At 55.6% G+C, this 18,392-nt stretch carries 18 protein-coding genes; 13 read left to right on the plus strand and 5 right to left on the minus strand.

The window, feature by feature from the left end:
- Positions 1 to 3: 3 nt before the first annotated feature.
- The 10 genes from kdsD to npr all read left to right on the plus strand — a co-directional run bounded on the left by kdsD (position 4) and on the right by npr (position 6,932).
- Positions 4 to 990, plus strand: coding sequence for an arabinose-5-phosphate isomerase KdsD (gene kdsD, locus ACP4QI_RS19685; RefSeq protein ID WP_426495746.1), 987 nt, complete (start codon positions 4 to 6; stop codon positions 988 to 990).
- 14 nt (positions 991 to 1,004) lie between these two features.
- The gene (gene kdsC / locus ACP4QI_RS19690) at positions 1,005 to 1,571 is read left to right on the plus strand and encodes a 3-deoxy-manno-octulosonate-8-phosphatase KdsC (RefSeq protein ID WP_106994894.1); all 567 of its coding nucleotides are present in this window, start codon (positions 1,005 to 1,007) and stop codon (positions 1,569 to 1,571) included.
- Positions 1,568 to 2,143, plus strand: a complete 576-nt coding sequence (lptC, locus tag ACP4QI_RS19695; protein WP_142487254.1) for an LPS export ABC transporter periplasmic protein LptC — start codon at positions 1,568 to 1,570, stop codon at positions 2,141 to 2,143. The genes kdsC and lptC overlap by 4 nt, the downstream gene beginning before the upstream one ends.
- Entirely contained in the window at positions 2,112 to 2,666 is a 555-nt protein-coding gene (lptA, locus tag ACP4QI_RS19700; protein WP_142487255.1) for a lipopolysaccharide ABC transporter substrate-binding protein LptA, read from the plus strand. The genes lptC and lptA overlap by 32 nt, the downstream gene beginning before the upstream one ends.
- A 6-nt stretch (positions 2,667 to 2,672) precedes the next feature.
- Positions 2,673 to 3,398 carry an LPS export ABC transporter ATP-binding protein gene (gene lptB / locus ACP4QI_RS19705; protein ID WP_142487256.1) on the plus strand — a complete coding sequence of 242 codons (726 nt, stop codon included), beginning with the start codon at positions 2,673 to 2,675 and terminating at the stop codon, positions 3,396 to 3,398.
- A gap of 47 nt (positions 3,399 to 3,445) precedes the next feature.
- The gene (gene rpoN, locus ACP4QI_RS19710; RefSeq protein WP_156264726.1) at positions 3,446 to 4,879 is read left to right on the plus strand and encodes an RNA polymerase factor sigma-54; all 1,434 of its coding nucleotides are present in this window, start codon (positions 3,446 to 3,448) and stop codon (positions 4,877 to 4,879) included.
- A gap of 22 nt (positions 4,880 to 4,901) precedes the next feature.
- Positions 4,902 to 5,189 carry a ribosome hibernation promoting factor gene (gene hpf / locus ACP4QI_RS19715; protein WP_142487258.1) on the plus strand — a complete coding sequence of 96 codons (288 nt, stop codon included), beginning with the start codon at positions 4,902 to 4,904 and terminating at the stop codon, positions 5,187 to 5,189.
- A gap of 82 nt (positions 5,190 to 5,271) precedes the next feature.
- A complete protein-coding gene (ptsN, locus tag ACP4QI_RS19720; RefSeq protein ID WP_426495745.1) occupies positions 5,272 to 5,763 on the plus strand; it encodes a PTS IIA-like nitrogen regulatory protein PtsN in 492 nt (163 codons plus the stop codon).
- A gap of 45 nt (positions 5,764 to 5,808) precedes the next feature.
- A complete protein-coding gene (gene rapZ, locus ACP4QI_RS19725) occupies positions 5,809 to 6,663 on the plus strand; it encodes an RNase adapter RapZ (RefSeq protein WP_142487259.1) in 855 nt (284 codons plus the stop codon).
- Positions 6,660 to 6,932 (plus strand): PTS phosphocarrier protein NPr, encoded by a 273-nt coding sequence (gene npr, locus ACP4QI_RS19730; protein ID WP_032614489.1) that lies wholly within the window; start codon positions 6,660 to 6,662, stop codon positions 6,930 to 6,932. Before rapZ ends, npr begins: the two co-directional genes overlap by 4 nt.
- Here the strand turns inward: npr and mtgA are convergent.
- From mtgA to lptF, 5 genes are all read right to left on the minus strand, one after another.
- The gene (mtgA, locus tag ACP4QI_RS19735; protein ID WP_445730323.1) at positions 6,929 to 7,591 is read right to left on the minus strand and encodes a monofunctional biosynthetic peptidoglycan transglycosylase; all 663 of its coding nucleotides are present in this window, start codon (positions 7,589 to 7,591) and stop codon (positions 6,929 to 6,931) included. The genes npr and mtgA overlap by 4 nt on opposite strands.
- A gap of 59 nt (positions 7,592 to 7,650) precedes the next feature.
- Entirely contained in the window at positions 7,651 to 8,304 is a 654-nt protein-coding gene (gene elbB / locus ACP4QI_RS19740) for an isoprenoid biosynthesis glyoxalase ElbB (RefSeq protein WP_142487260.1), read from the minus strand.
- Positions 8,305 to 8,532: 228 nt separating this feature from the next.
- On the minus strand, positions 8,533 to 10,866 hold the full coding sequence (gene arcB, locus ACP4QI_RS19745) for an aerobic respiration two-component sensor histidine kinase ArcB (RefSeq protein ID WP_426495743.1): 2,334 nt from the start codon (positions 10,864 to 10,866) through the stop codon (positions 8,533 to 8,535).
- Between the two features lie 134 nt (positions 10,867 to 11,000).
- Positions 11,001 to 12,083 (minus strand): LPS export ABC transporter permease LptG, encoded by a 1,083-nt coding sequence (lptG, locus tag ACP4QI_RS19750; protein WP_142487262.1) that lies wholly within the window; start codon positions 12,081 to 12,083, stop codon positions 11,001 to 11,003.
- Positions 12,083 to 13,183 (minus strand): LPS export ABC transporter permease LptF, encoded by a 1,101-nt coding sequence (gene lptF / locus ACP4QI_RS19755; RefSeq protein ID WP_142487263.1) that lies wholly within the window; start codon positions 13,181 to 13,183, stop codon positions 12,083 to 12,085. Before lptF ends, lptG begins: the two co-directional genes overlap by 1 nt.
- Before the next feature lie 266 nt (positions 13,184 to 13,449).
- Here lptF and pepA point away from each other — a divergent pair, with 266 nt between their 5' ends.
- The 3 genes from pepA to ACP4QI_RS19770 all read left to right on the plus strand — a co-directional run bounded on the left by pepA (position 13,450) and on the right by ACP4QI_RS19770 (position 18,381).
- A complete protein-coding gene (gene pepA / locus ACP4QI_RS19760) occupies positions 13,450 to 14,961 on the plus strand; it encodes a leucyl aminopeptidase (RefSeq protein WP_142487264.1) in 1,512 nt (503 codons plus the stop codon).
- Positions 14,962 to 15,082: 121 nt separating this feature from the next.
- Positions 15,083 to 15,526 (plus strand): DNA polymerase III subunit chi, encoded by a 444-nt coding sequence (gene holC, locus ACP4QI_RS19765; RefSeq protein ID WP_142487265.1) that lies wholly within the window; start codon positions 15,083 to 15,085, stop codon positions 15,524 to 15,526.
- The gene (locus tag ACP4QI_RS19770; protein ID WP_142487266.1) at positions 15,526 to 18,381 is read left to right on the plus strand and encodes a valine--tRNA ligase; all 2,856 of its coding nucleotides are present in this window, start codon (positions 15,526 to 15,528) and stop codon (positions 18,379 to 18,381) included. Before holC ends, ACP4QI_RS19770 begins: the two co-directional genes overlap by 1 nt.
- The last annotated feature ends 11 nt before the right edge of the window (positions 18,382 to 18,392 follow it).

An 18,392-nucleotide genomic window follows, 5' to 3' on the forward strand; every position in this document is an offset into this window, starting at 1 on the left:
ATTATGTCGCAAATAGAATTGCAGCCGGGTTTTGACTTTCAGAAAGCAGGAAAAGAAGTTCTGGAGATAGAACGTGAAGGTCTGGCGCAGTTAGATCAATACATTAATCAGGACTTTAGCCTCGCGTGTGAAAAACTTTTCCACTGCACCGGCAAAGTCGTGGTGATGGGAATGGGCAAATCCGGGCACATTGGTCGTAAAATGGCAGCCACGTTCGCCAGTACCGGCACGACCGCCTTTTTCGTTCACCCCGGTGAAGCGGCGCACGGTGACCTGGGGATGGTCTCGGCGCAGGATATCGTTATCGCGTTATCGAACTCCGGCGAATCAAATGAAATCCTGGCGCTGATCCCGGTGCTGAAGCGACTTCACGTTGCCCTCATCTGTGTCACCAGCCGTCCTGAGAGCAGCATGGCGCGCGCTGCGGATATCCATCTGTGCGTTAAAGTGCCAAAAGAAGCCTGTCCGCTGGGGCTGGCTCCGACTTCCAGCACCACCGCTGCGCTGGTAATGGGGGATGCGTTGGCCGTTGCCCTGCTCGAAGCCCGCGGTTTTACCGCCGAAGATTTCGCCCTCTCCCATCCGGGCGGCGCGCTGGGGCGTAAATTGCTGCTGCGGGTGAATGACATCATGCACACCGGGGATGAAATTCCGCGCGTCAGTAAAGACGCCTCCCTGCGCGATGCGCTGCTGGAGATCACCCGTAAAAATCTTGGTATGACCGTCATCTGCGACGAGCAGATGAAAATTGACGGGATTTTCACCGATGGGGATCTACGCCGCGTATTCGATATGGGGGTAGATGTTCGTAAGCTGGGTATCGCCGATGTGATGACCCCCGGGGGGATTCGGGTGCGTCCCGGCCTGCTTGCTGTTGAAGTATTAAACCTGATGCAGTCCCGCAATATCACCTCCGTTATGGTTGCTGATGGCGACCAATTGCTGGGTGTGGTACATATGCATGATCTGCTGCGCGCAGGCGTAGTGTAATGAAGGATAAGACAATGATTAATGCGGGTGCATCCCTTGCAACCTGTTATGGCCCGGTCAGTGCGCAGATGATGTCGCAGGCCGAAAACATTCGCCTGCTGATCCTGGATGTGGATGGCGTGCTGTCTGACGGCCTGATTTATATGGGCAACAATGGCGAAGAGCTGAAAGCCTTCAACGTACGTGATGGCTACGGTATTCGCTGTGCGCTCACTTCTGGCATAGAAGTTGCCATTATTACCGGGCGTAAGGCTAAACTGGTAGAAGATCGCTGCGAAACGCTGGGCATTACCCATCTCTATCAAGGGCAGTCCGATAAGATGGTCGCTTTCAGGGACTTACTTGGTAAACTTGCCATCGCCCCGGAAAACGTCGCCTATGTCGGAGACGATCTTATTGACTGGCCAGTGATGGCAGAAGTGGGACTCAGCGTCGCCGTTGCCGATGCGCATCCGCTTTTGATCCCGCGCGCTGACTATGTCACCCGTATTAACGGTGGCCGCGGCGCAGTGAGAGAAGTCTGCGACCTGCTGCTGCTGGCGCAAGGTAAGCTTGATGAGGCCAAAGGGCAATCGATATGAGTAAAACCAGACGTTGGGTTATTATTCTGCTTTCGCTGGTAGCACTGGTACTGATTGGCGTGAATCTCGCTGACCGGGACGACGAACAAGCGCCGACGGTCAATACTAACGATCCAACATATAAAAGCGATCATAGCGATACCGTGGTCTACAGTCCGGAAGGGGCGCTGAATTATCGCCTTATCGCTCAGCATGTTGAGTATTTTTCCGAACAGGGCGTCTCCTGGTTTACCCAACCGGTGATGACCACCTTTGATGTCAATAAAATTCCGACCTGGTCGATTAAATCAGACCGGGCAAAACTGACGAATGACCGTATGCTTTATCTGTATGGTCATGTTGAGGTGAATGCGCTGACCGCAGACTCACAGCTGCGCAAAATCACAACCGATAACGCACAGATTAACCTTGTGACGCAGGATGTCACGTCGCAGGATCTGGTTACGCTATACGGCACAACATTTAATTCCAGCGGTCTGAGAATGCGCGGGAACTTACGCAGCAAGAACGCAGAGCTGATTGAAAAGGTTAGAACCTCCTATGAAATTCCAAGCAAACAAACTCAGCCTTAAATTTGTTATTGCCAGCGCGCTGCTGGCCGTCAGCCTGCCTGCGCTTGCTGTGACGGGTGATACCGAGCAGCCGATTCATATCGAATCCGATACGCAATCGCTCGATATGCAGGGTAACGTTGTGACCTTTACCGGCAATGTCGTCGTGACTCAGGGCACCATCAAAATCAACGCCGACAAGGTGGTGGTGACGCGTCCTGGCGGTGAAGACGGTAAAGAGATTATCGATGGCTACGGCAACCCGGCTACCTTCTACCAGATGCAGGACAACGGCAAGCCGGTGAAAGGGCACGCCTCCCAGATGCACTACGAGCTGGCGAAAGACTTCGTGGTGTTGACCGGTAATGCGTTCCTGGAGCAGCTCGACAGCAACATCAAGGGCGACAAGATTACCTATCTGGTGAAAGAGCAAAAAATGCAGGCCTTCAGTGAAAAAGGCAAACGCGTGACGACCGTTCTGGTTCCATCGCAGCTGCAGGACAAAAACAACACTCAGGCCCCGGCACAGAAAAAGAGTAACTAATTCGTTATGGCAACATTAACTGCAAAGAATCTCGCCAAAGCCTACAAGGGCCGTCGCGTAGTGGAAGATGTCAGTTTGACCGTCAACTCCGGCGAAATTGTCGGCCTGTTGGGTCCTAACGGTGCAGGTAAAACCACCACCTTTTATATGGTGGTAGGCATTGTGCCGCGCGACGCGGGCAACATCATCATTGATGACGAAGATATCAGCCTGCTGCCCCTTCACGCGCGTGCGCGCCGCGGCATCGGTTACCTGCCGCAGGAAGCCTCAATTTTTCGCCGTCTCAGCGTCTTCGACAACCTGATGGCGGTGCTGCAAATCCGTGACGATTTGACCTCCGAACAGCGCCAGGATCGCGCCAACGAGCTGATGGAAGAGTTCCATATCGAACATCTGCGCGACAGCATGGGCCAGGCGCTCTCCGGTGGTGAACGCCGCCGTGTGGAAATTGCCCGCGCGCTGGCGGCCAACCCGAAATTTATCCTGCTCGATGAACCTTTCGCGGGTGTTGACCCGATTTCGGTTATCGATATCAAACGTATTATTGAGCATCTGCGCGACAGTGGCCTGGGCGTGCTTATCACCGACCACAACGTACGCGAGACGCTGGCGGTCTGTGAGCGAGCCTACATCGTCAGCCAGGGCCATCTTATTGCCCACGGTACACCGCAACAGATCCTCGAAGATGAGCATGTTAAGCGCGTGTATCTTGGGGAAGACTTCAGACTCTGATAGGGTAGAAGTTCAGTCTCGCGTAAACGGAGAAAAATGCTCTGAACATGAAGCAAGGTTTGCAATTAAGGCTCAGCCAACAGCTGGCAATGACGCCGCAGTTACAACAGGCTATTCGTCTGTTGCAGCTGTCAACGCTGGAACTTCAGCAGGAACTCCAGCAGGCGCTGGACAGTAATCCCCTGCTTGAGCAAACCGATCTTCACGATGAGGTAGAAACTCAGCAAACCCAGGATAACGAAACTCTCGACAGCGTTGATGCGCTGGAGCAAAAAGAGATGCCTGACGAGCTTCCTCTTGATGCCAGCTGGGATGAGATCTACACCGCCGGCACGCCATCCGGCACGCGCGCAGACTACCAGGATGATGAATTGCCGGTGTATCAGGGCGAGACTACCCAGTCGCTGCAGGATTACCTGATGTGGCAGGTGGAGCTGACGCCCTTTTCCGATACCGATCGCGCCATCGCCACCTCCATTGTCGATGCCGTCGATGAGACCGGCTATTTGACCGTGTCGCTGGACGACATTCTGGAAAGCATCGGTGATGATGAGATCGATCTCGAAGAGATCGAAGCGGTTCTGAAGCGCGTTCAGCGTTTTGATCCGGTCGGCGTCGCGGCACGCGATTTACGTGACTGCCTGCTGATTCAGCTTTCGCAGTTTGTTAAAGAGACGCCGTGGCTGGAAGAGGCTCGCCTGATCGTCAGCGAGCATCTGGATCTGCTGGCCAACCACGACTTCCGCTCCCTGATGCGCGTGACGCGGCTGAAGGAAGAGATCCTGAAAGAAGCGGTCAATCTGATTCAGTCGCTGGATCCGCGTCCGGGGCAGTCTATCCAGACCAGCGAGCCCGAGTACGTCATTCCCGATGTACTGGTGCGCAAGCATAACGGCCTGTGGACCGTGGAATTGAATTCCGACAGCATCCCTCGCCTGCAAATAAATCAGCAGTACGCCTCGATGTGCACCAGCGCGCGGAACGACTCGGATAACCAATATATCCGCAGTAATCTTCAGGAAGCGCGCTGGCTGATCAAAAGCCTCGAGAGCCGCAATGATACGCTGCTGCGCGTCAGCCGTTGCATCGTGGAACAGCAGCAGGCGTTCTTTGAACAAGGTGAAGAATTTATGAAGCCGATGGTGCTGGCCGATATCGCCCAGGCCGTCGAGATGCATGAATCGACGATTTCCCGCGTGACGACGCAGAAGTATCTGCATAGTCCGCGCGGTATTTTTGAGCTTAAGTATTTTTTCTCCAGCCATGTCAACACCGAAGGCGGCGGCGAAGCTTCGTCGACGGCCATCCGGGCGCTGGTGAAAAAGTTGATCGCCGCGGAAAACCCCGCGAAACCACTGAGCGACAGTAAGTTAACCACCATGCTGTCCGATCAAGGTATCATGGTTGCACGCCGCACTGTTGCGAAGTATCGAGAGTCTTTATCCATTCCGCCGTCAAACCAGCGTAAACAACTGGTCTGACTCTACCGATAAGGAAGACACTATGCAGCTCAACATCACTGGACACAACGTCGAAATCACTGAGGCCCTGCGCGATTTTGTGAATGCAAAATTCGCTAAGCTTGAGCAGTATTTTGAGAGGATCAATCAGGTCTACATTGTGTTAAAAGTGGAAAAAGTGACTCATATCTCGGATGCGACCCTGCACGTCAACGGGGGCGAAATCCATGCCAGTGCGGAAGGGCAAGACATGTACGCGGCTATCGACGGCTTGATTGACAAGCTGGCACGACAGCTAAACAAACATAAAGATAAACTGAAACAACACTAATTGTCCGGGCAGTTAACGGGTGCAGGTTGGCCTGTTGTGAAACACAACGGGCCCTTTGTACAGTTAGCGCTTAGGTGAAATTATGATGAATAACGATTCAACTCTACAACTGAGCAGTGTCCTTAATCAGGAATGTACCCGCAGTGCCGTCCACTGCCAGAGCAAAAAACGTGCGCTGGAGATCATCAGTGAACTGGCCGCAAAGCAGCTGAGCCTGCCGCCCCAGGTGGTGTTTGAAGCGATCCTGACCCGTGAAAAAATGGGCAGTACCGGCATCGGCAACGGCATTGCCATTCCCCATGGCAAACTTGAAGAGGATACTCTGCGTGCTGTAGGCGTGTTTGTTCAGCTGGAAACACCTATCGCCTTTGATGCCATTGATAACCAGCCTGTCGATTTGCTGTTTGCCCTGCTGGTACCCGCGGATCAGACCAAAACACATTTGCATACCCTCTCGCTGGTGGCCAAACGTCTGGCGGATAAAACCATCTGTCGCCGTTTGCGTGCGGCACAGAGCGATGAGGAGCTCTATCAAATCATTACGGAAACGGCAGGCAATCAGGATGATGCGTAATCGGGTGATGGCTTTGACATCTGTAGTCCTGAGGAGAAATGGTACATGGTGCTGATGATCGTCAGCGGTCGTTCGGGATCCGGAAAATCGGTCGCCCTGCGAGCGCTGGAAGATATGGGCTTTTACTGCGTAGATAACCTGCCGGTGGTGCTGCTGCCCGAGCTGGCGAAATCGCTGGCCGATCGGCAGATTTCGGCCGCGGTCAGCATCGACGTGCGTAACATGCCTGAATCGCCGGAGATCTTTGAGCAGGCGATGAGCAATTTGCCAGAGGCATTTTCACCTCAGCTGCTGTTCCTTGATGCCGATCGCAATACGCTGATCCGTCGCTACAGCGATACCCGCCGTCTGCATCCGCTCTCCAGCAAAAATCTGTCGCTGGAAAGCGCCATTGACCAGGAGAGCGATCTGCTGGAGCCGCTGCGCTCCCGCGCCGATCTGATCGTCGATACTTCTGAAATGTCCGTCCATGAACTGGCGGAGATGCTGCGTACCCGCCTGCTGGGCAAACGCGAGCGTGAGCTGACGATGGTCTTTGAATCCTTCGGCTTTAAGCACGGCATCCCTATCGACGCAGACTATGTGTTTGACGTGCGCTTCCTGCCGAACCCGCACTGGGATCCCAAGCTGCGTCCGATGACCGGCCTGGATAAGCCGGTTGCCGCGTTCCTTGACAGACATACGGAAGTACATAACTTTATCTATCAGACGCGCAGCTACCTTGAACTCTGGTTGCCGATGCTGGAGACAAACAATCGCAGCTACCTGACGGTGGCGATTGGCTGTACCGGGGGCAAACACCGTTCGGTCTACATAGCTGAGCAACTGGCTGACTATTTCCGCTCGCGCGGCAAAAACGTGCAGTCCCGTCATCGTACGCTGGAAAAACGTAAAACATGACCGTAAAGCAGACCGTTGAGATCACCAATAAGCTGGGCATGCATGCACGCCCGGCGATGAAGTTATTTGAACTGATGCAGGGGTTTGACGCGGAAGTTCTGCTGCGTAATGACGAAGGCACCGAAGCCGAAGCCAACAGCGTGATTGCGCTGTTGATGCTGGACTCCGCCAAGGGCCGCCAGATCGAAATCGAAGCCACCGGCCCGCAGGAAGTCGAGGCGCTGGCGGCGGTGATTGCGCTGTTTAACGCCGGATTTGATGAGGATTAATGCAGCTTATTTGCCTGCATAAACCCTTGCCCACCCAGCTGACGCATCTGGCGCAGGATCCACGCCTGACGGCTGCGTACATAGCCTGAGGGCGCGCTGGCCTTAAAGCGGATTGGGTTCGGTAACACGGCGGCCAGCAGCGCGGCTTCAGATGCCGACAGGCGGCTGGCAGGTTTGTGGAAATAACGCTGGGCGGCGGCTTCAACACCAAAGACGCCCTCGCCAAACTCCGCGATATTCAGGTACACCGTCAGGATGCGTTTCTTACTCCACACCGTTTCGATCCCCAGCGTCAGCCCGGCTTCAAATCCCTTTCTCATCCAGCTGCGTCCATCCCACAAAAACAGGTTTTTCGCCGTTTGCTGAGAAAGCGTCGATGCGCCGCGAATACGGCTCTCATTACGCTCGTTATGCGCTAACGCCTTCTCTATCGCCCCCACGTCAAACCCCCAGTGGTCCGGGAATTTCTGATCTTCGGCGGCAATAACGGCCAGCCCCATCCACGGCGAGATCTCATCCATACTCACCCAGTCAGAATGGGCAACATAGCTGAAATCCCCTCTCAGCCAGCTTCCCAGCTGACGTTCAATCATCACCGCCGAAAACGGCACCGGCACAAAGCTAAACAGGGCGATGCCGCCCCCCCAGAAGACCGCCATCACCAGCAAAACGCGAATGACGATCCGTCTTACCCAGCCGGATCGGGGACGCTTCAATCTCATGCCGCCAGCACCAGTACGCGAGCGACGAGCTTCTCAATGCCCGTCGCGGCTTCCGCAATATTTTGCGCCAGCATGTACGCAGGGGTGGTCACAATCCTGTTCTCTTCATCAACCACGATGTCGTCCACCGGACAAGTGATATGCTCACCGCCCATATCCTCAATCGCCTCGGCGGTATCGATGTCGGTACCGATGGTCAGACGCAGCGGGATATCGAAGATAGCCGGCAGCATCGCGGGAGCAATACAGATAAAGCCCAGCGGTTTCCCGGCCTCATGCATCTCCAGCGCCAGAGCTTTTAAATCGTTCTCCACCCGGCAGGCGCTGCCCTGGTGGGCAAAATCGCTGAGGTTCTTTGCGGCGCCAAAACCGCCCGGGACAATTAGCGCATCCAGCTCCGCGGCACGCGCCTCACTGAGCGGGCGGATCTGCCCGCGCGCGATCCGCGCCGCTTCAGTCAGAACATTTCGGCTTTCCGCCAGCGGTTCGCCGGTCAGGTGATTAATAACATCGGACTGGGCTTTGTCGGGGGCAAAACAGACCGCTTCTGCGCCGTTACGCGCCAGCGCCAGCAGCGTCAGAACCGCCTCATGAATTTCAGAACCATCGTAAACACCGCAACCGCTCAGTACTACACCAACCTTTTTCATCCTGCGATCCCTCTCGAAAAATGTTACATGCACATTAAAAATTCTGATTAAAACGGTGTGCTTCACACATTTAACTGATTCATGTAACAAAGTATTTAAGATTTGCTATCTTAACTGCTTGCGGCCTGAATTTTCCGGCTACGCCATTATCCTAAAATAACGTCTTAAGGCGCAGCCAAGATTTCCCTGGTGTTGGCGCAGTATTCGCGCACCCCGGTTTAGCCGGGGTCATTTTTTTCTGCTCTCCACCCAGGCTTTCAGAACGGCCACATCGTTTTGCCACTCCTGCTTCATCTCTTCAACCCATTCACCCACGTTATCTTCCCACGCCGGTAAATCCGGGGACTGGATCTGCTTACCTAACTGTTGTAGATGGCGCAATCCGATAGATCCGGCGGCACCTTTGATCTTATGACCCTCTTCAACGATGCCTTTCTGATCCCGCGCCGTCAGATTAGACTCCAGCACGTTCAGATAACCCGGCATCATCTTTTCGAATATGGCTATACCGTCCGTGATCAACTTCGGACCCACCAGATCGATGTACTGCTCCAGCATTTCGATATCCAGCAAAGACTGCGCTTTTCCCGTATCTACCGTCGTCATGGTGCTCTCCTCTTCGTCACAGGTGTCCCAGAACTTCTTAATCATGGCGGTTAAGGCCGGTACCGCCAGCGGTTTACTCAGTACGTCGTCCATACCGGCATCGAGATACTCTTTTTTGTCTTTCAGCACGTTGGCGGTGAGCGCCACCAGCGGCGGCAGCTCGTCGCTGGCGTAGCGGCTGGTCAGTTCACGGGAGATGTCCAGCCCGGTCATGTCCGGGAGCTGAATATCCAGCAGCACCAGGTCGTATTCTCCCGGGGTGAACATCTCCAGCGCGGCTTTACCGGTCATGGCGACGTCCACGCTGCTGCCGAGTTTCTCCAGCACCGAACGCGCAACAATCACGTTCAGTTCAATGTCTTCCACCAGCAGCACGTGCAGGGCAGGCAGCGGCATATCATCGTGAGCAAAGGTATCCTCGACCTCTTCCGCCACGGCCGGAGCGTGAACGCTGAGTTTAAACAGGGAGCCGTGCCCAGGATTACTGGCTACGGTAATGTCGCCCCCCATGCTCTTCGCCAGCCGGCGTGATACCGCCAGGCCAATGCCGGTGCCGGTGGCTGGCTTGCCGCCCTGGCTGTCTTTAACCTGATAATACATGGCGAAGATCTTGTCCTGCTCCTCCTGCGGAATACCGATACCGGAATCCTCCACCTCGAAGTGCAGCATCTCGCCCTCGCCGTAACGCACGCGAACCGCAACCTGTCCGTTCTGGGTAAACTTGACCGCGTTGCTGATCAAGTTCCACAGGATCTGACGCAGGCGGGTGCCGTCAGTCACCACCTTGTGCGGCAGCGGCAGAGTTGGCTCCATCACAAAGCGTAGCCCTTTCTGCTGCGCCTGCAGGCCGGAGAGGTTTTCCAGATCGGCAAGGAAGCTGGTGAAGTCCACCGGCTGGTTATCCAGCTGGACTTTGCGCCGCTCCATCTTATCCATGTCGATAATATCGTTGAAGATATTACCGAGCGTGACCGCTGAAACGTGGATTGTTTTCAGATATTTCTCCTGCTCGGTCGTCAGTTCGGTATCGAGCAGAATGCGGCTTAAGCCAACGATGCCGTTGAGCGGGGTACGCAGCTCATGGCTGATGGTGGAGATAAAGGTGGTCTTATCGCGGCTGGCGCGCTCCAGAGCATCCTGATAGCGCTTACGCTCGGTAATGTCTCGCCCGAAGCCCATCAGCCCGTGGCGTTTCCCGACGCGGTCGTAATAAGGCACTTTACGGATTTCAAAACAGGCTTTACGCCCGTCCGGGTAGTCGAGCCACTGTTCGTAGGTCAGGGAGACGTTATGACGGAATACCTTCTCATCGGTTTCGATAACTTTGGCGGCCGCCTCGGGTGAGTAGACGTCCTGCGGACGCAGGCTGACGAGCTGCTTTTCGCTTTTACCGGTCAGGAGCTCCATCGCCCGGTTACAGCCTGAGAACTCTTTGTCTTCATTACGGTAGAAGACCAGATCCGGGGAGGCATCGAGGAACGAGCGCAGGAATGAGGATTGCTGCTCAAGCTGGATCTGCGTCTGCTCGCGCTCTTTCATTTCGATTTTCAGCTGTTCCAGCGTGGTCTGGCGCTCGGCCTCCGCTTTTACGCGGTCTGAGATCTCCTGGTTCAGTTGGGCAATGTTATCTTTCAGCTGCACGTTGAGCTTCAAATCGCGCTCGCGCATCTCCTCCAGCTTTTCCACCAACCGGGTTAGCCGCTGGCGGGACTCTTCCAGCTGTTCAACCACCACCGAGAGGAAATAGACCGCCCAGGGGGTGATCAGCAGGCCGAAGAAAATAGACCGGATGAGGTCAATGCTCTCAACCTGGCCGTGCAGGACCATGGTAATGGCCATCTGCACCACAATCGCCAGCACCACCAGCGCCAGCGCCAGCAACAGGGAGAAGCGGACCAGGCCAAGCTTCATCATCAGATCGACATAGTATTGCGCCAGTAACCGAATTTGCTTCATAGGGGATCTCTTCACGACGTCATCGCACAATAATACTCAAATTCCAGGCAAGACGTTGAAGGTTGTGCAAAAAAGTGAGGGGTAAAACAGAGGAGGCACCTCACCTCCCAAAGGAGGAGATGAGGTGTGTAGGGTCAGGAGCGCTTCAACAGCATCCAGAGACTGATCAGGAAGAAGGAGGCGCTCGGCAGTAGCGCGCCGATAATTGGCGGGATACCGTAAACCAGCGTCAGCGGACCGAAGATCTGATCGAGAACGTAGAAAACAAAGCCGAAGCTGATGCCGGTGACGACGCGTACCCCCATGGGAACGCTACGCAGCGGGCCGAAGATAAACGACAGCGCCATCAGCATCATCACCGCCACGGAAAGCGGCTGGAAGATCTTGCTCCACATATTGAGCTGGTAACGTCCGGCGTCCTGGCCGCTCGACTTCAGGTACTTCACGTAGTTGTGCAGCCCGCTGATGGACAGCGCATCCGGATCGAGGGCTACTACGCCGAGCTTGTCGGGGGTCAGGTTGGTTTTCCAGGTGCCAGTGACCGTTTGCGAACCGGTGATCTGCTTTGGATCCTGCAGGTTTGACTCATCCACCTGGGACAGACGCCAGACCTTTTTATCGGTATCGAAGGTGGCCGACGTGGCATAACGAACCGCCTGCAAACGGCGCTGATCGTTAAAACTGTAGATGCTCACGCCGCCGAGCGTGTTATCGCCGGTAACACGTTCGATATAGACAAAGTTATTGCCGTCTTTCGCCCACAGCCCCTGCTGAGTAGAGAGCAGCGAGCCGCCATACATCATCTGTGCGCGATAGTTACGCGCCATCTGCTCGCCCTGCGGTGCAACCCACTCGCCCATCGCCATCGTCAGCAATACCAGCGGGATTGCGGTTTTCATCACTGACAGCGCAACCTGCATACGGGTAAAGCCCGACGCCTGCATTACCACCAGCTCACTGCGCTGCGCCAGCATCCCCAGCCCCAGCAGGGCGCCTAACAGCGCCGCCATCGGGAAGAAGATTTGCACATCTTTCGGAATGCTGAGCAGGGTATACATACCCGCCCCCAACGCATCATAGCTCCCCTGCCCGGCCTTTTTCAGCTGGTCGACAAACTTGATGATGGCGGAGAGAGACACCAGCATGAATAACGTCATCATGATGGTGGTAAAAATGGTTTTACCGATATAGCGGTCAAGAACGCCAAACGCCTGCATTACACCGCTCCTTTACGCGTAAACCGGGCTCGTACACGGCGCATCGGCACGGTATCCCACAGGTTGAGGATGACGGCCAACAGCAGATAGAGTCCGTTAATCACCCAGGTCCAGATAAACGGGTCGATTTTTCCTTTACCGCCATTCGATTTGATCGAGGTTTGCAGCAGGAAGAACACCAGATACAGCAGCATCGCGGGCAGCATGGAAAGCACGCGGCCCTGGCGTGGGTTGACCACGCTGAGCGGCACCACCATCAACGCCATCATAAAGACGGTGAATACCAGAGTAATACGCCAGTGCAGCTCCGCGCGGGCACGATTGGTATCGGTATTGATCAGCGTACGCATGCTCATCTGCTCAGTATCGCTGGGATCCAGCGCCACCGCCTGATGACCAATAATCGCCTGATAGTTCTGGAAGTCGGTGATGCGGAAGTCGCGCAGCAGCGCCGTGCCCTCAAAGCGGGTGCCTTTATTCAGGGTCACGATCTGCGAACCGTCTTTACCCTGCGCGAGCTGACCGGAGTCGGCTACCACCACCGACGGACGAGCATTTCCTTTAGGGCGGATTTGCGCGAGGAAAACCTCGTTAAAGCTGCTGCCATCCACGCTTTCGATAAACAGCACGGAATTACCATCTGTAGCCTGCTGGAACTGCCCCTGCGCCAGTGCGGCCATGCCGGGGTTCGCTTTCGCTTCAGCCAGCACCTCATCCTGATGACGGGAAGAGACAGGACCAGCCCACATCACGTTCACCGCGGCGACGATGCCGGTAAACAGCGCCAGGACCATGGCGGCCTTAATCAGAACCGCTTTACTCAAACCACAGGCATGCATGACGGTGATTTCGCTTTCGGTATAGAGTTTACCGAGCGTCATCAGCAGTCCGAGGAAAAGGCTTAATGGCAGGATAAGCTGCGCCATTTCAGGCACGCCTAACCCAAGCAGAGAAAGCACCAGATTTGTGGGAATTTCGCCGTCGACAGCCGCGCCGAGGATCCTCACCAGTTTCTGACAGAAAAAGATCAGAAGCAGGATGAAGAGTATCGCCAGCTGGCTTTTTAGCGTCTCCCGCACCAGATATCTTATGATTATCACATTAAATACGCCCGTAAAAACCCGTCTTTTTGCAGGAAAATCGCTTGTTTCATGGCTTAAACGTCATTTATTCTCTTGAGTCGTCGAAATCATCGCTAAGATTAGAACACCCGGCGGATTCGCGCTTCAGCAGTTGCTATGACGTGTCGAAACCGTAATAACGTAAGATTAACACGAAGTCACCGCAACAGCGGGCATGAGTTACGAAAGGTTTCAATTCTATCCGTAGCTGCTGCTGTTGTCTTTAAGATTCAGGAGCGTAGTTCATGGAGTTCAGTGTAAAAAGCGGTAGCCCGGAGAAACAGCGGAGTGCCTGCATCGTTGTCGGCGTGTTTGAACCCCGCAGACTCTCTCCGATCGCAGAGCAGCTCGATAAAATCAGTGACGGCTACATCAGCGCCCTGCTGCGCCGTGGCGAGCTGGAAGGCAAACCGGGACAGACGCTGCTGCTGCATCATGTGCCGAACGTACTGTCCGAGCGTATCCTGCTGATTGGCTGTGGCAAAGAGCGCGAGCTGGATGAGCGCCAGTACAAACAGGTTATTCAGAAAACGATTAATACGCTGAATGATACTGGCTCAATGGAGGCCGTGTGTTTCCTGACCGAACTGCACGTCAAAGGCCGCAACACCTACTGGAAAGTGCGTCAGGCGGTTGAGACAGCAAAAGAGACGCTGTACAGCTTTGATCAGCTGAAAACCACCAAAAGCGAACCCCGTCGTCCGCTGCGTAAAATGGTCTTTAACGTCCCGACCCGTCGTGAGCTGACCAGCGGCGAGCGCGCCATCCAGCATGGTCTGGCCATCGCTGCCGGGATCAAGGCTGCGAAAGACCTCGGCAATATGCCGCCAAACATCTGTAACGCGGGTTATCTCGCCTCCCAGGCGCGCCAGCTGGCAGACTCCTACAGCAAAAACGTTGTTACCCGCGTGATTGGCGAGCAGCAGATGAAAGAGCTGGGTATGCACTCCTATCTGGCCGTCGGGAACGGTTCACAAAATGAATCCCTGATGTCGGTCATTGAGTATAAGGGCAGCCCGTCTGAAGATGTGCGTCCGATTGTACTGGTCGGTAAAGGCCTGACCTTCGACTCCGGCGGTATCTCTATCAAGCCTGCCGAAGGCATGGACGAGATGAAGTACGACATGTGCGGTGCGGCAGCGGTCTACGGCGTGATGCGCATGGTCGCGGAACTCCAGCTGCCAATCAACGTGATCGGCGTGCTGGCCGGCTGTGAAAACATGCCGGGTGGTCGCGCCTATCGTCCTGGCGACGTGCTCACCACCATGTCGGGGCAGACCGTGGAAGTGCTGAACACCGACGCTGAAGGCCGTCTGGTGCTTTGCGACGTACTGACCTACGTTGAGCGCTTCGAGCCAGAAGCGGTGATTGACGTGGCAACTCTGACCGGCGCCTGTGTAATTGCGCTGGGGCATCACATCACCGGTCTGATGTCGAACCACAACCCGTTGGCCCACGAGCTGATTGGCGCCTCTGAACAGGCGGGTGACCGTGCGTGGCGTCTGCCGATGGCCGATGAGTACCAGGAGCAGCTGGAGTCCAACTTTGCGGATATGGCCAACATCGGTGGGCGTCCTGGCGGAGCCATTACTGCCGCCTGCTTCCTGGCGCGCTTTACCCGCAAATACAACTGGGCCCACCTGGACATCGCCGGTACCGCATGGCGTTCCGGTAAAGCCAAAGGCGCTACCGGCCGCCCTGTTGCTCTGCTGTCGCAGTTCCTGCTGAACCGCGCCGGGTTTAACGGCGAAGAGTAATTCATCGTCTGTTGCCCGGTGGCGCTACGCTTACCGGGCCTACGGAAAATGCCGTTTGTAGGCCGGGTAAGCATAGCGCCACCCGGCTTTGCATTTAAATCCAAAACAAGAAGCCCCATATATGAAAAACGCAACGTTCTATCTTCTGGACAATGACACGCAACAGGATGGCTTAAGCGCCGTCGAACAGCTGGTGTGTGAGATTGCCGCAGAACGTTGGCGCGGTGGAAAACGCGTGCTCATTGCCTGCGAAGATGAACAGCAGGCCATCCGTCTGGATGAAGCCCTGTGGGCACGACCGTCAGAAAGTTTTGTTCCGCATAATCTCGCGGGGGAAGGACCGCGCGGTGGCGCGCCGGTGGAGATCGCCTGGCCGCAAAAACGCAACAGCAGCCCGCGGGATATTTTAATCAGCCTGCGTACCGGCTTTGCAGATTTTGCCACCGCTTTCACAGAAGTGGTAGACTTTGTCCCTCACGAAGATTCTTTGAAACAACTGGCGCGCGAACGCTATAAAGCGTACCGCCTGGCTGGTTTTAACCTGAATACGGCAACCTGGAAATAATGGAAAAGACATACAACCCACGCGATATCGAACAGCCGCTTTACGAGCACTGGGAACAGCAGGGCTATTTCAAGCCTAACGGCGATGAAAGCAAAGAGTCCTTCTGCATCATGATCCCGCCGCCGAACGTCACCGGCAGTTTGCATATGGGTCATGCCTTCCAGCAGACCATCATGGACACCATGATCCGTTACCAGCGCATGCAGGGTAAAAACACCCTGTGGCAGGCCGGTACTGACCACGCGGGTATTGCTACCCAGATGGTGGTCGAACGCAAGATTGCCGCTGAAGAAGGTAAAACCCGTCACGACTACGGCCGCGACGCCTTTATCGACAAAATCTGGCAGTGGAAAGCAGAATCCGGCGGCACCATTACCCGTCAGATGCGCCGTCTCGGTAACTCCGTGGACTGGGAGCGCGAGCGCTTCACCATGGACGAAGGTCTTTCCAACGCCGTAAAAGAAGTGTTCGTCCGTCTGTATAAAGAAGACCTGATTTACCGCGGCAAGCGCCTGGTAAACTGGGACCCGAAACTGCGCACCGCCATCTCTGACCTGGAAGTGGAAAACCGCGAGTCTAAAGGCTCCATGTGGCACATCCGCTATCCGCTGGCCGACGGTGCGAAAACCGCAGACGGTAAAGATTATCTGGTGGTCGCCACCACGCGTCCGGAAACCCTGCTGGGCGATACCGGCGTAGCCGTGAACCCGGAAGATCCGCGTTATAAAGATCTGATTGGCAAGTTCGTGGTGCTGCCGCTGGTAAACCGCCGCATTCCGATTGTGGGCGATGAACACGCTGACATGGAAAAAGGCACCGGCTGCGTGAAGATCACCCCGGCGCACGACTTTAACGACTACGAAGTCGGTCGTCGTCACGCCCTGCCGATGATTAACATCCTGACCTTTGATGGCGACATCCGTGAAAGCGCGGAAGTGTATGACACCAAAGGCGAAGAGTCTGACGTTTATTCCAGCGACATCCCGGCTGAGTTCCAGAAGCTGGAGCGTTTTGCCGCGCGTAAAGCAGTGGTTGCCGCTGTTGATGCTCTGGGCCTGCTGGAAGAGATCAAACCGCACGACCTCACCGTTCCTTACGGTGACCGTGGCGGCGTGGTGATCGAACCGATGCTGACCGACCAGTGGTACGTCCGCGCCGACGTGCTGGCGAAACCGGCGGTTGAAGCGGTTGAGAACGGTAGCATCCAGTTCGTACCGAAACAGTACGAAAACATGTACTTCTCCTGGATGCGCGATATTCAGGACTGGTGTATCTCCCGTCAGCTGTGGTGGGGTCACCGCATTCCGGCGTGGTATGACAACGAAGGCAACGTCTACGTTGGTCGCACTGAAGACGAAGTGCGTCAGGAAAACAACCTGAGCGCTGACGTTGCCCTGCGTCAGGACGAGGACGTGCTGGACACCTGGTTCTCCTCCGCGCTGTGGACCTTCTCCACGCTCGGCTGGCCAGAGAACACCGACGCGCTGCGTCAGTTCCACCCAACCAGCGTGATGGTGTCAGGCTTCGACATTATCTTCTTCTGGATCGCCCGCATGATCATGATGACCATGCACTTCATCAAAGATGAAGACGGCAAGCCGCAGGTTCCGTTCCATACCGTCTACATGACCGGTCTGATCCGTGACGACGAAGGCCAGAAGATGTCCAAGTCCAAGGGTAACGTTATTGACCCGCTGGACATGGTTGACGGTATCTCGCTGGAAGACCTGCTGGAGAAACGTACCGGCAACATGATGCAGCCGCAGCTGGCTGAGAAGATCCGCAAGCGTACCGAGAAGCAGTTCCCGGACGGCATCGAGCCACACGGCACCGACGCCCTGCGTTTCACCCTGGCGGCGCTGGCCTCTACCGGTCGTGACATCAACTGGGACATGAAGCGTCTGGAAGGTTACCGCAACTTCTGTAACAAGCTGTGGAACGCCAGCCGCTTTGTGCTGATGAACACCGAAGATCAGGATTGCGGCTTTAACGGCGGCGAAATGACCCTGTCGCTGGCCGACCGCTGGATCCTGGCGGAATTCAACCAGACCACTAAAGCGTTCCGTGAGGCGCTGGATAGCTATCGCTTCGATATCGCGGCAGGCATCCTGTACGAGTTCACCTGGAACCAGTTCTGTGACTGGTACCTGGAGCTGACCAAACCGGTAATGAACGGCGGAACTGAAGCGGAACTGCGCGGCACGCGCAATACCCTGATTACCGTGCTGGAAGGTCTGCTGCGCCTGGCGCACCCGATCATCCCGTTCATCACCGAAACCATCTGGCAGCGTGTGAAGGTCATTGCCGGTATCAGTGCCGACACCATCATGCTGCAGCCGTTCCCGGAATTCGATGCTGCGCAGGTTGATGAGGCCGCAGCCGCCGATACCGAGTGGCTGAAGCAGGCGATCGTTGCCGTGCGTAACATCCGTGCAGAGATGAACATCTCCCCGGGTAAACCGCTGGCGCTGCTGCTGCGTGGCTGCAGCGAGGCGGCGGTTCGTCGCGTCACCGAGAACAGCACCTTCCTGCAGACCATGGCACGTCTGGAGAGCATCACCGTGCTGCCTGCGGATGATAAAGGTCCGGTCTCCGTGACCAAAATCATCGACGGCGCCGAGCTGCTGATCCCGATGGCTGGCCTGGTTGACAAAGATGCTGAGCTGGCACGTCTGGCGAAAGAAGTGGCCAAAGTCGAAATCGAAATCGGTAAGATCGAAAGCAAACTGTCTAACGAAGGCTTTGTCGCCCGCGCACCGGAAGCGGTTATCGCTAAAGAGCGTGAGCGTCTGGTTGGTTTCGCCGATGCGAAAGCGAAACTGATTGAGCAACAGGCTGTCATTAGCGCGCTGTGATGAGTGAAGCT

Source organism: Leclercia sp. TB492 (assembly GCF_049974505.2).
Lineage (GTDB): Bacteria > Pseudomonadota > Gammaproteobacteria > Enterobacterales > Enterobacteriaceae > Enterobacter > Enterobacter adecarboxylatus_C.

Bases quoted from the DNA above. Each gene is read 5' to 3' on its own strand.
- kdsD (WP_426495746.1), top strand. From the start codon at position 4: ATGTCGCAAATAGAATTGCAGCCGGGTTTTGACTTTCAGAAAGCAGGA.
- kdsC (WP_106994894.1), top strand. From the start codon at position 1,005: ATGATTAATGCGGGTGCATCCCTTGCAACCTGTTATGGCCCGGTCAGT.
- lptC (WP_142487254.1), top strand. From the start codon at position 1,568: ATGAGTAAAACCAGACGTTGGGTTATTATTCTGCTTTCGCTGGTAGCA.
- lptA (WP_142487255.1), top strand. From the start codon at position 2,112: ATGAAATTCCAAGCAAACAAACTCAGCCTTAAATTTGTTATTGCCAGC.
- lptB (WP_142487256.1), top strand. From the start codon at position 2,673: ATGGCAACATTAACTGCAAAGAATCTCGCCAAAGCCTACAAGGGCCGT.
- rpoN (WP_156264726.1), top strand. From the start codon at position 3,446: ATGAAGCAAGGTTTGCAATTAAGGCTCAGCCAACAGCTGGCAATGACG.
- hpf (WP_142487258.1), top strand. From the start codon at position 4,902: ATGCAGCTCAACATCACTGGACACAACGTCGAAATCACTGAGGCCCTG.
- ptsN (WP_426495745.1), top strand. From the start codon at position 5,272: ATGATGAATAACGATTCAACTCTACAACTGAGCAGTGTCCTTAATCAG.
- rapZ (WP_142487259.1), top strand. From the start codon at position 5,809: ATGGTGCTGATGATCGTCAGCGGTCGTTCGGGATCCGGAAAATCGGTC.
- npr (WP_032614489.1), top strand. From the start codon at position 6,660: ATGACCGTAAAGCAGACCGTTGAGATCACCAATAAGCTGGGCATGCAT.
- mtgA (WP_445730323.1), bottom strand. From the start codon at position 7,591: ATGGCGGTCTTCTGGGGGGGCGGCATCGCCCTGTTTAGCTTTGTGCCG.
- elbB (WP_142487260.1), bottom strand. From the start codon at position 8,304: ATGAAAAAGGTTGGTGTAGTACTGAGCGGTTGCGGTGTTTACGATGGT.
- arcB (WP_426495743.1), bottom strand. From the start codon at position 10,866: ATGAAGCAAATTCGGTTACTGGCGCAATACTATGTCGATCTGATGATG.
- lptG (WP_142487262.1), bottom strand. From the start codon at position 12,083: ATGCAGGCGTTTGGCGTTCTTGACCGCTATATCGGTAAAACCATTTTT.
- pepA (WP_142487264.1), top strand. From the start codon at position 13,450: ATGGAGTTCAGTGTAAAAAGCGGTAGCCCGGAGAAACAGCGGAGTGCC.
- holC (WP_142487265.1), top strand. From the start codon at position 15,083: ATGAAAAACGCAACGTTCTATCTTCTGGACAATGACACGCAACAGGAT.
- ACP4QI_RS19770 (WP_142487266.1), top strand. From the start codon at position 15,526: ATGGAAAAGACATACAACCCACGCGATATCGAACAGCCGCTTTACGAG.